This is a genomic window from Luteimonas terrae (assembly GCF_031457535.1).
Lineage (GTDB): Bacteria > Pseudomonadota > Gammaproteobacteria > Xanthomonadales > Xanthomonadaceae > Luteimonas > Luteimonas terrae_A.
The window spans coordinates 28,723-41,534 of the sequence record NZ_JAVDWO010000005.1 but is presented as its reverse complement, the minus strand read 5'-3'; the positions used below and the strand labels follow the sequence as shown (position 1 = coordinate 41,534).

The window sequence follows — 12,812 nt, the reverse complement described above, 5'->3', positions numbered from 1 at the left end:
CGCCAAGGGACGTTAGCGCGATGCTGCGCAGGGATCGTGGTCGATACCTGCGCTTCGTCTTCGAGGCTCTAAAGCACACCTTGCAATTCAGCTAACTCGACTTCGAATCAGCAGATGAGGCGACGCTAGCTTCTGCTTCGGCCAAGTCAACAGCTAGCTCTCTGATACCGCGAAACCCCTGCACCATGTCCTCGACCTCCCGCTCTGCTTGCTCGCGGGTGATCTCCACACCCTTGCGCCGATGCAGTGCGATGCGGTTTTCGATGAGGATCTCGTGCCCCTCACGAGCATCTGCATCGCGCTTTGCAATTGCATCAGCCTCCCGCTGCAGCCTCTCGGCGTGTAGCCTTTCCCTGCCCGCTACATAAGCTTCTCTTAGCTCGCGCAGACGATCAGAGGGAAGGCTGAGCGGCGCGCCCCCGCCGTCCACCTCCCATTCGACGCAGTCGCAATGAGAGAACCAGATGCCAGGCACGCGTTCCGGCGCGTCGTCAGCGTCCTGCCAATCGACTGCATTCTTGAATGTGACCCCTTCGCATCCCTCGTCAACGACTTCCCAGCCGAGCTGATAGGCGCGCTCGATCAGCCCGACCTTGCTGACCTCCTCGACAACCATGCCGCCCTCAGCGTCGGGATACGTCATCACGATTGGCGACACATTCAGTGCAGCAAGCCAATCCAGCGCTTGCGCGCCATGTTCCAAGAGCGTTCGAAGGGGCACGTCAGCAGACAGAAATTGCAACAGCGGGTCTGCAGAGAGCGGACGAGCATTCGGCGAATTTTCACCTGATTCGATCTTCATGATCAGGCCTCCAACAGTCGCTTGGTCAGGCGGACGCCAAACCAAGATGCAACGAAACGTGCGTAGTCAGCGGAGTACTTCGCGGCATGCCTGACCAGCGCCCTGCGATAGGCGTTCTCGCGCGCTGATGGCCGCTTGCCTTCAACCTCCGTCGAACAGTTGGCGCAGAGGACGCAGGTGAAGATTCCGGCTGCGTCCTCGCGATGAGACATGCACTTGCGAGTGGGTCCGAAGGCGTTGGTCACTTCTACATCGCATCGGTCGCACGAGTTGTGCCACCGCGGAAAGGACAGCCGTGCAGGTATAATTTGCGTTGCCATGATCGTTCTCCATAGGAACGTTTGTGGAAGGCGAGCCGGGTGTTGACGCACCCGGTTTCGCCGCTTTGCTGGCTCACGCCAGCTTGAAGACATCCGCCTTAGCGCATGCCAGTTTTCTCAGTTGCCCTCACGATTGACGCAACGTTATCGCTTTCGGCTTGGACGCGATCGCAGTAGTCTGCCCACGCGGTCATGAGTTTTTCCCGCTTCACGAAGAAATCCGTGCGCCTGTAGGCGGCTTCGGTTTTGTCTTTCAGCGAGTGGGCGAGCGCCTGCTCAGCAATCTCCCGCGGAAACGCGGTCATGTCGGCAGCCCAGTCGCGGAAGGTGCTTCTGAAGCCGTGCGAAACGACGCCGGGGCTCAGTTCCTTGAGGACCTTGAGCGGTGCAGCAGTCGTCATCGATGCATTCTTTCCCTCGCCGGGGAAGATGTACTTAGCGTCGATCCGGGGCATCGCTCTCAACACGGCGATTGCTTGATCGGATAACGGGATTCGGTGCGCCTTGCCCGCCTTCATGCGCTCGGCCGGGACTGTCCAGGTCGCGCGTGCAAAGTCGATCTCGCTCCATTGCCCACCAGTGACCTCGCTGGGGCGACTGGCTGTGAGGATGATGAGCTCGAGCGCTCGGGCACCGAGGCTGTCCTTGGCGCGGAGCTGCTGCATGAAGCCGCCCACCTCGGTGTATGGCAGGGCTGGCCGCGGCTTTACGGCTTTGAGCTTTGCGGGTTTGGGAAGAAGCTTGTCGAGGTGCCCTCGCCACCGTGCTGGGTTGGCTGCAGATCGAAGCTTTCGCGCCGCCGCCCAGTCCAGCACCGCTTCGAGCCGCTGCCGGACGCGTGTCGCTGTCTCTGTCTTGTCGTACCAGATGGGCTCAAGCGTGCGCAGGATCTCGGGAGTGTCGATCACCGTGACCGGCAGGTCCCATAGATCACTCGCATAGGACTTGAGTGTGTTCTCCCATTGGCTAGCGTGTTTCTCATTGCGCCACGACGAACGATGAGCCTGGATGTACTGCTCAATGCAGTGGCCAAGCGATACACCACGTGCTCGATCGATCGCTGCTTGTGCTTTCGCCTTTGCGTCTGAGTCGATCGGGTCGACGCCCTCTCGGATAGATGCTCGCGCTCGCCTCGCAGCTTCTCGTGCCTGTTCGAGCGACACGTCGCGTTCGGGCCCCAGACCCTTGTCACGATGCTTCTGGGTCGTCCTGTCGCGATAGCGGAACACCCAGGAACGGCTGCCCGACTGGGAGATATAGAAGTACAGACCGTCGCCATCGCTGTAACGGCCGGGCTCCTTCAGCTTCCGGACCTTCAAAGCCGTCAGCTTGTTGACCGCTCTCGCCATCGTTCCCTCCCCTGTTACCTACATAAAGGCACGGATTTAGGCGAACGTCAATGGACAAGAATGGACGGTCATCCGACTGATACGGCCACTTCAAGGGCTTCCAGACGGACAACTGGGACATGGTTGGACTTGACCGGACACGAGTTGGGCGGACCCCCTCTCCGCCAGATTCGCAAACGCCCCGCAAGGGGCGTTTTGCGTTTCTGGCGCAGAGGGGGGAGTTTGATGAGAACCCCCCGGTTCGACGGATTCGCCGGGAGCGAATCCGGACAGCCGAACGGCTGGCCCCGGAAGCGCGAAGCGCTGCAGGGGTGAGCCCATGGATGGGCCGAACAATCCCCCGGTAGACGACGCAAGTGACTGCGCCAGAGGCGGCCGTGCTCCACCACTACGCCTGGGACACCACGCGCAGAACTTCGCGGACCGCTTGTCCCGATCATCAAGATCGAAGTCGCTGAACAGTGATCCGGCTGTCAAGAAGCGCTTCCAGCTTCCGCTGGGATGACGCTGCAAAACTCAACGTGTCCGCACAGCCACTGCACGCAATGCACCACGTGCACCACGCTTGCCCTATGCTCCCGAACGGGTCCACCGTCACAATACCGAATGCGCCTTCCTCCCCAGTTCCGGACGCTCCGCGTCGTGTCTCGCGCCGACTGCCGAACCTCGATGGCCGCCGCGATGGGACCGCTGCGTTGTCAGCGGCAGGCACCCCGTTCGGCCCTTGCCAGGGAACACGCGTGATCGAGTTCGGCCACCTAACGCACATGGGCCTGCGGCGCGATCTCAACGAAGACACTTATTACGGCGACAGCGAGCTCGGCCTCTGGCTGATCGCCGACGGCATGGGCGGCCACGAGTACGGGGAGGTCGCCAGCGCCCTCGCGCGCGAGACGATCGTCCGCGAGATCCGCCAGGGCACCGCCCTGCCGCAGGCGATCCGCATCGCCGACGAAGAAATCATCCGTGCCTCGCGCCGCCGCAACGACAGTCTGCCGATGGGCACGACGGTCGTGGCCGCGCGCGTGACCGGCAACCGCTTCGAGGTGGCGTGGGTCGGCGACAGCCGCGTGTATCTGTGGCGCGACAACAAGCTCGCGCAGCTGTCGCAGGATCACAGTTACGTGCAGGAACTCATCGCCCAGGGCGCGATCAGCATCGACCAGGCGCGCAGCCACCCGCATCGCAATGTGGTGACCCAGGCGCTGGGCGTCACCGATCCGCAGACGCTCAACGTCGAAACCCTCTCTGGCGAGCTGACACCGGGCACCCAACTGCTGCTGTGTAGTGACGGCCTGACCGAGGAAGTGGACGACCGCGCAATCGCGCGCGTGCTCGCACATCTGGAATGCAGCGCGCAGGAATGTGTCGATGGACTGGTCGCCGCGGCGCTCGATGGCGGCGGCTCGGACAACGTCACGGTGATCCTGATCCGCCGGCACTGAGCGCCGGCGCGGATTTCAGGCGGGCTCCAGTTCTGCCAGCAAAGCGACGGGCTCCCACAGACACACGCCCGCCTTCTTGCGGATCGCTTCGATCCGCGCCGCATGCGCAGCGAGTTCGTCGGCCTGCACCGTCAGCGCCGGTCGCGCGCCGGCCGGTTGCGTGAGCACGACATGCCGCGTCGAACGCTCGGGCTCAGCAGCTGTACCGAAGCCGATCTCATGCTGGCCGGCGGTCAGCGCGAGATACACCTCGGCCAGCAACTGGGCATCGAGCAGCGCGCCGTGCAACTGGCGGTGCACATTGTCGACGCCAAGCCGGCGGCACAGCGCATCGAGCGAGTTGCGCTGACCTGGATAGCGTTGCCGCGCGAGCAGCAGAGAATCCTCCACCGTGACCCGCTGACGCAGGTTTCCATACGCAGGACCGAGCAGTGACAGCTCGTTGTCCAGGAAGCCGACGTCGAAGGCCGCGTTGTGGATGATCAGCTCGGCGCCTTCGATGAACTCGAGAAACGCATCGGCGATATCGGCGAAGGGCGGCTTGTCGGCGAGGAATTCCAGGCTCAGGCCGGTGACCTCGGCCGCGCCCTGTTCGAAATCGCGATCGGGCTTGATGTACTGGTGATAGGTGCGGCCGGTCGGGCGACGCTCGACGAGCTCCACGCAGCCGATCTCGACGACGCGGTTGCCCTTCTTCCATTCCAGGCCGGTGGTTTCGGTATCGAGGACGATCTGGCGCATATGTGTCCTTCCGTCAGGCCGCGGCGGTGCGCTGTTCGCGCGCTGCGGCACTGGCGAGCGCGTCGACGCGCTCGTTCTCGGGATGGCCGGAGTGCCCCTTCACCCAGCGCCAGTCGATCTGATGGCGCTCGCAGGCAATCTGCAGGCGCTGCCACAGATCCTGGTTCTTGACCGCGCCGCCGCCGGCGGTCTTCCAGCCGCGCTTGATCCAGTTGCGCATCCACTCGGTGATGCCCTGACGCACATACTGGGAATCGGTGTGCAGCACGATCTCGCACGGCTCGCTCAACGCTTCGAGCGCAGCGATCGCGCCCATGAGTTCCATGCGGTTGTTGGTGGTCAGGGGCTCGCCGCCAGACAGTTCACGCTCGGTGGCCTTGTAGCGCAGCAGCGCGCCCCAGCCGCCGGGCCCGGGATTGCCGAGGCAGGCGCCATCGGTATAGATCTCGATCGACTTCATCGGTGTTCCGGAAACATGAGGATCAGGCCGCCGGAGCGGCCAATGGCATCGGCATCGCACGGCGACTGCGTGTCGGCGTCAGCGGCAGATGCCGCTTCTGCCCGCGCAGCGCGTAGGCCGCGCGCAGACCCGGGCCGTTCTGCGACTCGGTGACGGCCTCGGGGCGCCAGCTGGGACCCACGCCGTTCGATACGGCGTCTGGCGCCAGGCCGGCATCGCGCATCCTGCGGCGCCAGGTCAGCGGCTCGGCGCTGGCGATGCCGGTGCCGCGCCAGCGCCAGCGGTACGGGGTGAGCGGGTTGAGGACCAGCATCCAGAGGTGACCACCGGGCGCGAGCACGCGCGCGGCCTCATCGAGCAGGCCGAGGACATCCTCGCGGCCACCGACCACATGCTGCAGGACCACCGCACCGAAGGCTTCGCTCGGCAGCGGCAAGGGCGCGCCGCAGCGCACCGGCCCATGCAGACCATCGCCGTGACGCACCAGGCACAGGCCACGGCCCTCGACGTGCAGATCGGGCACCGTCGGCGTCAGCCACAGCCACGGCAGGCCCGGGTGCGAGCCCAGCGCTTCAGTGACGAGCGCGTGCTCACTGTCGAGAATCGCGCGGCCAGCGGGGCTTTCGAACCAGTTGCGGGCACTGCCGGGTTGACCGGCCTGGAAGATCGCGGGCATGGTCCACATTGTAATGGCTTCCAGCCGCCGCCGAGCCGAACCCATGCGACTGCAGCCCTTGCCCGCCTTCGAGGACAACTACATCTGGACGCTTTCGGATGCGACCGGCCGCGCCATCGTGGTGGATCCGGGCGAAGCCGGGCCGGTGCTCGCCGCTGCAGAGGACGGCCTGACGCCCGTCGCCCTGCTGCTGACCCACCACCACGACGACCATATCGGCGGTGTGGCCGCGCTGCTGGCGCACTGGCCGGACCTGCCAGTGTTCGCGCCCGCCGATCCGCGGATTCCGCAGGCGACGGTCCGGGTGGGCGATGGCGACACCGTCGAAATCGATGCCTGGCGCTTCGACGTGCTCGCTGTGCCGGGCCACACCAGCAGCCATGTGGCCTTCCAAGGTCACGGGGTTCTGTTCAGCGGTGATACCCTGTTCAGCCTCGGCTGTGGACGGATGTTCGAAGGTACGCCGGCCCAGATGCTGACCTCGCTCGATCGGCTGGCGACTCTGCCTGCCGATACTCAGGTCTGCTGCGGTCATGAATACAGCCGGTCAAATGCCGCGTTCGCGCGGGTGGTCGACCCGGACAACGCAGCGCTGCGGCGCCGTGAACAGGAGATCCTCGACATGCGCAGTGTTTCGCGTCCCACCTTGCCTGTCACGCTCGCCAGCGAGCGCGACGGCAACCCGTTCCTCCGCGTCGACACCGATGCCGTGCGCGCCGCCGCTTCGCGCCATGCCGGCACCGCGTTGACCGACCGGGTCGATGTCTTCGCCGCATTGCGGCGCTGGAAAGACGGCTTCCGCGCATGAGGCCGGGGCGCATGACCCGACTGGCCGCGGCGCTGCTCGCGCTCGCGGCCCCGGCAGCAAGCAGCTTCGCGACCAGCGCACCTTCCAACGAGTCCACCGCGGCGCTGGTTCCGGCCACGCTCGCCACCGCCACCTCGACCCCAGCGGTCACGCATAACGGCCAGGAAGTCTACCGGCGTTTTCTCGACGGCCTGTCCGAGCCCGAGTGCACCGCGGATGCCACCGAACGCTGGCGCTCGCACTTCGGTCACGTGCCCCGGCAGCTGGCCTCGCGCGGAAATGACGTGTTGCCGCTGTTCGCCTATGTGGTCGAAGAGGTGCGCGCCCAGCACCTGCCGACCGAATTCGCGCTGATTCCCTTCGTCGAGAGCGGCTACCGCCCCGGTGCCCGCAGTGCGTCCGGGCCTGCGGGCCTGTGGCAGTTCATCGCGGTGACCGCGCGCAATCACGAGATTCCGATCCGCCCGGGTTACGACGGCCGGCTGTCGCCCGCCGATTCCACCCGCGCGGCGGTGCGCTATCTCAAGACGCTGCACGGCATGTTCGCCGGCGACTGGCGCCTGGCGGTCATGGCCTATAACGCCGGCGAGTACCGGGTGTTCGGCGCGCTCAAGCGCGCCGGCCAGGAGGCCCGTGACGCCACGCCGGAAACCCTGCCCATGCCGCAGCACACGCAGGCCTACGTGCGAAAACTGCATGCGCTCTCGTGCCTGATCAAAGAGGCCGGCGAGCGCGAGACGTGGATGGCCTCGATGGACCGCGAGGTGCCGGCGCTGACCGCGATCGAAGTACCCGAAGGCATCCGCGATCTCGACACACTGGCGAGTCGCCACGAGACCGATGCCGCGCGCCTCAAGCGCCTCAACCCCGCCCATGTCGATGGCCGTCTGGCGCGGATCGGCCAGCCGGTCACCCTGCTGGTGCCGCAGGCCGCGGCCGCGCCACCGGTGTTCATGGCCGAGGCGCCGCCGGAAGTGGACGTCGTGCCGACCGCCAGCGACGCGAGCGCTGCCGCGCCGCGCATGCACACGGTCACGCGCGGCGAGTCGCCGTGGTCGATCGCCAAGCGCTACGGCCTGCGCACCCAGGAACTGCTCACGCGCAACGCGCTCGATGCGCGCAGCGTGTTGCGGCCCGGCATGGAACTGCTGATCGACGAGCGCTGATCGGGCGCGATGCGTCCCGGCGCATCGTTTCGCATCTCCCCGCCCATTAAAAAGCCCGGCACGAGCCGGGCTTTTTGTGTGCCGCGAAAGCGCGCTTACATGCGCGCTTCGTTGACCGTGATCTTCATCTGGCGGCGCAGGCTGCGCTGCATGACTTCCGCATCCTCGCTGCCCAGCAGACTGCCGAGCTGCTGACGCAGCATCGCCTGCTCCTGCTCGCTCGCGTCCCCGGGATCGCCCCGCTCGACCTTGGTCACCGCGAACACGACGGCGCTGCCATCAGCCAGCATCACCTTTCCAGGCGTGGGCGCATCGCCGGTCGGCGGCGCGGCGCGGAAATAGGCCTGGCTGGCACTCGCATCCGGCACCGGCGCACCGCGCGGAATGCCCGGCACGTCCTGCGCCTGCAACTGCCGCTCGCTGGCCAGCGCCTGCAGGGTCTTGCCACCCGCGATCTCGGCGACCATCGCATCGGCAGTCTGCTCGGCTTGCTTGCGCGCCCGGTCGGCCCGGACCTCGGCAATCACCCGCTCGCGCACCTGCTCCAGTGGCTGCGCGCGCTCGGGCGTGTGGCTGGTGACGCGGATGAAGACCGTCTGGTTCGGACCGATCTCGATCGGATCGCTGACAGTGCCGTCCTGGGTCAGCGCTTCCGAGAACGCCGCCTGCACCACCGCGTTGTTGGCCGCGATGCCGCTGCCGGCGCCACGCGCGAACGGCGCGATGGTCTGGATCTGCACGCCACCGGCAGCCGCCGCGGGTTCCAGCGACATCGGGCTCTTGTTGATCTCGTCGACGACGCGGCCGACCTGCTCGTTGTACGCGCGCGAGCCGTCGCCTTCGCGAACTTCCTTCTCCATTTGCTCGCGGACGTCTTCGAACGCGACCGGCTCGCCGGCATCCACCTCGCGCAGCTGCAACACGTGCCAGCCGAAGTCGGTGCGCACCGGCGCGCTGACCGCGTTGGGCTCCATCGCGAACAGTGCGTCCTCGAACGCGCCGGCCATCATGCCTTTCTCGACCCAGCCCAGATCGCCGCCGCCGTCCTTGGAACCCGGATCGTCCGAGTTCTCGCGTGCCAGCGCAGCGAAGTCGGCGCCGGGCGCCTGCGCCTTGGCTGCAATGTCCGCCGCCTTCTTCTGCGCAGCCTGCTGCGTGGCCTCGTCGGCACCGGCCGGCACTTCGACGAGGATGTGCGAGGCCAGGCGACGCTCGGCGGTCGCGAAGCGTGACTTCACCTGTTCGAAATGGGCGCGCGCTTCAGCCTCGTCGACGGTCGCGTCCTCCGCGCCGGTTTCGGCTGCGGACTTCAGTTCAATGTATTCCAGCGCGACCTTCTCCGGCTCGCGATAACGCGCGGCGTGTGACTCGTACCAGGCCTGCTGATCGGCCTGCGACACCTCGGCAGTGTCGACGGCCGGCGGCGGCACCACGACGAAGCTGACGTCGCGACGCTCACCGAGCAAGCGCATCAGACGCGTAGATTCGCCCTCGGTGACGAACGCGGTCTCGGCGATCGATTGCGGCACCAGTGCCCGCTGCAGATCGATACGGATGCTTTCCTGGAACTCACGCGGCGTACGCGGCGGCTGCGTGGACTGCAGCGCCATCTGGTAGCGCTGCGGATCGAAGCGACCCTCGACCTGGAATGCCGGGATCGACTGGATGACCTCCTGCACCTGTGCATCGCCGACGACGATGTTGGCGCGATCGGCGGCCAGGCCGAGCACCGCACGGTCGATCAGCTGCTCGAGCACTTCACGCTTGCTCTCCATCGTCTCGAACGCACGCGCGTCGAACGCTTCGCCTTCCTGCTGACGACGTTGCTCGCGCACGTTGTCGAAGGTCTGCCGGAACTCCGCGGCGCTGACCTCGGCCGACGTCCACGCGAACTTCCGCACCAGCCACCAGTCCGGCGCGGACTGCCACCATTTCGGCGGCGCCTCGACCTTGGCGGCATAGTCGGCATTGTTCTGGAACAGATACTGCTCCATGCCGAAGAACGCGAAGGGGACCGCGAGTACCGCCACGATGGCGATGGCGATCCAACCACTGGTCTTATCTCGAAGCGCTTGCAGCATGGGTCCGGACACGGGATGGCGAGCCGCCCAGTGTACCCGCAAGCCCGCGGCCGCGCAGACGCAACGCCCCTCCGCGCCGCGCCGTGAGCGCGCTTACACCTGTTCAGTCGCGATCCGGAATCCGGTCGTAATCGCCTGGGGGATCGCGTAACATGCGCGCCTGACCGGAACCCACGTCCGTACCAGCAACGCAATGCGCCGCCGGCCGGATGCTCCAGACGTACGACACGTCGCTATCTCAATAAGAAGAGGAATTCACTGATGGCAAACCTCACCAAGTCCGACATCATCGCTTCGGTTGCCGAGAAGTCCGGCCTGTCGCGCGCCGACGCTGGCCGCGCTGTCGACGGCCTGCTCGACACGATCACCGAGGCGCTGAAGAACGGCGACGCGGCCAACTTCGTCGGCTTCGGTTCGTTCGTTGCCCGTCCGCGCGCTGCGCGTACCGGCCTGAACCCGCAGACCAAGGAGCCGATCCAGATCGCCGCTTCGACCGTGCCTGCGTTCAAGGCTGGCAAGGCGCTGAAGGATGCAGTAAAGTAAGCGGCTCGATTGTTCCGCATGGGTGCTTAGCTCAGCGGTAGAGCGTCTCCTTTACACGGAGAGGGTCGGGGGTTCGAAACCCTCAGCACCCACCAAAAGTTTCAAAGCGCGGAGCGGTAGTTCAGTTGGTTAGAATGCTGGCCTGTCACGCCGGAGGTCGCGGGTTCGAGTCCCGTCCGCTCCGCCAATTTACAAACAGAAAGCCCTGCAGAGATGCGGGGTTTTTTGTGTCCTGCGTTTTTATGCAATGCGTCTTCGCCGCGAGTGCCGCTCGGTTCGATGTCGGCGCGGCCGGTGGCAGCCCGCACATTCCCGATGCCTTTGAATAGCCGGCTGCACTTCGGCCTTTTGACACATCGCGCACGCTCGCACACCACACGCCGATTAGCCGATTAGCCGATCAACCGAGCCGATTGTCCGGCCGCGCTAGGCCATGCGTCGACATCGACCGGTATTTCGATCAGCAATGACCAGGGCCCATTCGATTCGTGTGGCGGGTTCTCCTTCACCTTGGAGATCGCCGGCGATCGGTGCTCCCGCGCGCAAGGCCTCGCATCCCGCAGAACGATTGACGCGCGAACGCATCGAAGACTGCGGTGACGTCGTCGCCGACGGCGGCTGCAGGCAGATTCGATGCACGGCGAACGCGGCGAAAAAAAGTACGCGCGGCCTCTTCCCAAGCCCGAACTTTCATGTAGAATCTCGCGCCTTGGAGCGGTAGTTCAGTTGGTTAGAATGCTGGCCTGTCACGCCGGAGGTCGCGGGTTCGAGTCCCGTCCGCTCCGCCATTTGCAAGCGAAAACCCCTGCAGAAATGCGGGGGTTTTTCGTGTGTGTCGACATCGCTTCCGGCCCACTCGTTGCTATCGGCGGCAATCGCCCTCGCGCTCGAATGCGAGATCCTCGAAGTCGTAGCTGAAGTCCGCGCCCGGATCGACCTTGGCCATGTGCAGCGAGGTCGCGCTGCCTTGCGGCGGCGATGCGATCAGCCATGCGTCGACATCGACATCGGCTTCCCGCCAGCGCACTTGCAGGCGATCGCCCTCCACGACCACGTCGCCGTGCAGCTTCGGCGAACGCTCGGACACGAAGGTCAGTCCATCCCCGCGCGGACACACCGCGACGCTGCCGAACCACGGATCGCGCCAGCGCCCTGCGACGCTGTCGATTTCGCGCGCGTTCGGCGTGCGTGCCGGCTCTCGCGTGCCGGCCCCTGCCGTCCCGCTGTCCGCACGCTCCGCTGCGAGCAGACTGGCGTAGTAATCGACATCGTGCGGGCCGATTGCGCCGGTGAACTGCTTGACCAGCGCCTGCATCAACACCGTGCGCGCTTCGTCAGCATCGCCATTGATCAGCACGACGATGCCGACGCCGCGTTCGGGCAACAGCGTCAGCGCGGAATACATGCCTTTGAGCGTCCCGGTATGCGCGACCTTTGAAGTGCCGTCGACATCGGTGAGCCGCCAGCCATAACCGTAGGCAGAGAAATGGCTGCGATCCCACGCGCGCATCCGCGCACTGACCGGCATCGGCATGTGCGCTGTCCACGCGGCATCGCGTTGCGCCTGCGATAGCCAGTGACCTCCAGTCGGCGCGCTCCCGGATTCGAGCCAGGCCTGCGCCCAGCGCAGCATGTCGTCGAGACTGCAGCGCAGACCGCCGGCGGCCATCATCGGCTCATCCGGAATCATGTCGGCATCCGCGCGCACGACGACATTGCGGCCGTCGATGCGCGCATGCGGTTGGGCGACATTGCCGACCGCATCGCGCGACCAGCCGCCGGCCTGGCAGCGCGTCATGCCGAGCGGTTCGAACACTTCGCGCCGCACCAGGACATCGAAGGGCACGTCAGCGGCAGCGGCGGCCACTTCCCCAGCGACGATGTAGAGCGTGTTGTCGTAGGCGTAGCGCGAACGAAAACTCCAGTGCGGCTGCAGATGGCGCAGGCCGTGGATGACCTCGTCTCGGGTGAAGCGGTTCGGCGACGGCCACAGCATCAAATCGCCCGCGCCGGGACCCAGACCGCTGTTGTGGATCAGCAGATCGCGGACTTGGATCTCGCGCGTGACCCAGTCGTCGGCCATGCGGAAATCGGGCAGATGCCGGACCACCGGATCGTCCCAGCGCAGCAGGCCCGCATCGACCTGGCGCGCCAGCACGGCCGCGGTCATCGCTTTGCTGTTGGACGCGACCTTGAACAGCGTCTCGGGATTGATTGCCTCGCCCTGCCCTGCGCGCAGTTCGCCCCGCGTCTGTCGCAGCACTACATCGCCATCGACGACGACCCCGACCGCGATCCCGGGCAGGTCATAGCGCGCGACCGCATCGTCGACCAGCGACGCAAGCCGTGCAGGGTCGACCAGCGCATCACGCGCACCCGCCTGCCCTGCGACGACGAGCAGGGCGATCACCATCCAGCGCG

General features: G+C 65.8%; 11 protein-coding genes and 3 tRNA genes. 7 read left to right on the top strand and 7 right to left on the bottom strand.

What is annotated here, in order from left to right:
* Positions 1 to 91 precede the first annotated feature (91 nt).
* Positions 92 to 802, bottom strand: coding sequence for a hypothetical protein (locus J2W68_RS07035; protein WP_310233979.1), 711 nt, complete (start codon positions 800 to 802; stop codon positions 92 to 94).
* Positions 803 to 1,220: 418 nt separating this feature from the next.
* Positions 1,221 to 2,471, bottom strand: a complete 1,251-nt coding sequence (locus J2W68_RS07030; RefSeq protein ID WP_310233977.1) for a tyrosine-type recombinase/integrase — start codon at positions 2,469 to 2,471, stop codon at positions 1,221 to 1,223.
* A gap of 740 nt (positions 2,472 to 3,211) precedes the next feature.
* Here J2W68_RS07030 and J2W68_RS07025 point away from each other — a divergent pair.
* On the top strand, positions 3,212 to 3,916 hold the full coding sequence (locus tag J2W68_RS07025) for a PP2C family protein-serine/threonine phosphatase (RefSeq protein WP_310233975.1): 705 nt from the start codon (positions 3,212 to 3,214) through the stop codon (positions 3,914 to 3,916).
* A 15-nt stretch (positions 3,917 to 3,931) separates the two neighbouring features.
* On the opposite strand, the gene dnaQ is transcribed toward J2W68_RS07025, so the two are convergent.
* Genes dnaQ through J2W68_RS07010 form a run of 3 tightly spaced genes read right to left on the bottom strand, consistent with a single transcriptional unit; the run spans position 3,932 to position 5,793 of the window.
* The gene (gene dnaQ / locus J2W68_RS07020) at positions 3,932 to 4,657 is read right to left on the bottom strand and encodes a DNA polymerase III subunit epsilon (protein ID WP_310233973.1); all 726 of its coding nucleotides are present in this window, start codon (positions 4,655 to 4,657) and stop codon (positions 3,932 to 3,934) included.
* Between the two features lie 13 nt (positions 4,658 to 4,670).
* On the bottom strand, positions 4,671 to 5,117 hold the full coding sequence (rnhA, locus tag J2W68_RS07015; protein ID WP_159679220.1) for a ribonuclease HI: 447 nt from the start codon (positions 5,115 to 5,117) through the stop codon (positions 4,671 to 4,673).
* Between the two features lie 22 nt (positions 5,118 to 5,139).
* Positions 5,140 to 5,793, bottom strand: a complete 654-nt coding sequence (locus tag J2W68_RS07010; protein ID WP_310233971.1) for a methyltransferase domain-containing protein — start codon at positions 5,791 to 5,793, stop codon at positions 5,140 to 5,142.
* A 43-nt stretch (positions 5,794 to 5,836) separates the two neighbouring features.
* On the opposite strand from J2W68_RS07010, the gene gloB reads away from it, so the two are divergent.
* Both gloB and J2W68_RS07000 read left to right on the top strand, forming a co-directional pair.
* Positions 5,837 to 6,601, top strand: coding sequence for a hydroxyacylglutathione hydrolase (gene gloB / locus J2W68_RS07005; protein WP_310233970.1), 765 nt, complete (start codon positions 5,837 to 5,839; stop codon positions 6,599 to 6,601).
* Between the two features lie 11 nt (positions 6,602 to 6,612).
* A complete protein-coding gene (locus J2W68_RS07000; protein WP_310233968.1) occupies positions 6,613 to 7,767 on the top strand; it encodes a lytic transglycosylase domain-containing protein in 1,155 nt (384 codons plus the stop codon).
* A gap of 95 nt (positions 7,768 to 7,862) precedes the next feature.
* Here the strand turns inward: J2W68_RS07000 and J2W68_RS06995 are convergent, their stop codons facing one another.
* Positions 7,863 to 9,848 (bottom strand): SurA N-terminal domain-containing protein, encoded by a 1,986-nt coding sequence (locus J2W68_RS06995; protein WP_310233964.1) that lies wholly within the window; start codon positions 9,846 to 9,848, stop codon positions 7,863 to 7,865.
* A gap of 261 nt (positions 9,849 to 10,109) precedes the next feature.
* Between J2W68_RS06995 and J2W68_RS06990 the strand changes: the two genes are divergently transcribed.
* From J2W68_RS06990 to J2W68_RS06975, 4 genes are all read left to right on the top strand, one after another.
* A complete protein-coding gene (locus tag J2W68_RS06990; RefSeq protein WP_159679230.1) occupies positions 10,110 to 10,391 on the top strand; it encodes an HU family DNA-binding protein in 282 nt (93 codons plus the stop codon).
* A gap of 20 nt (positions 10,392 to 10,411) precedes the next feature.
* Positions 10,412 to 10,486: transfer RNA gene (locus tag J2W68_RS06985), tRNA-Val, on the top strand.
* 15 nt (positions 10,487 to 10,501) lie between these two features.
* Positions 10,502 to 10,578, top strand: a tRNA-Asp gene (locus tag J2W68_RS06980).
* A gap of 524 nt (positions 10,579 to 11,102) precedes the next feature.
* Positions 11,103 to 11,179: transfer RNA gene (locus tag J2W68_RS06975), tRNA-Asp, on the top strand.
* A 74-nt stretch (positions 11,180 to 11,253) separates the two neighbouring features.
* On the opposite strand, the gene J2W68_RS06970 is transcribed toward J2W68_RS06975, so the two are convergent.
* On the bottom strand, positions 11,254 to 12,804 hold the full coding sequence (locus J2W68_RS06970; protein ID WP_430539688.1) for a serine hydrolase: 1,551 nt from the start codon (positions 12,802 to 12,804) through the stop codon (positions 11,254 to 11,256).
* Between the last annotated feature and the right edge of the window lie 8 nt (positions 12,805 to 12,812).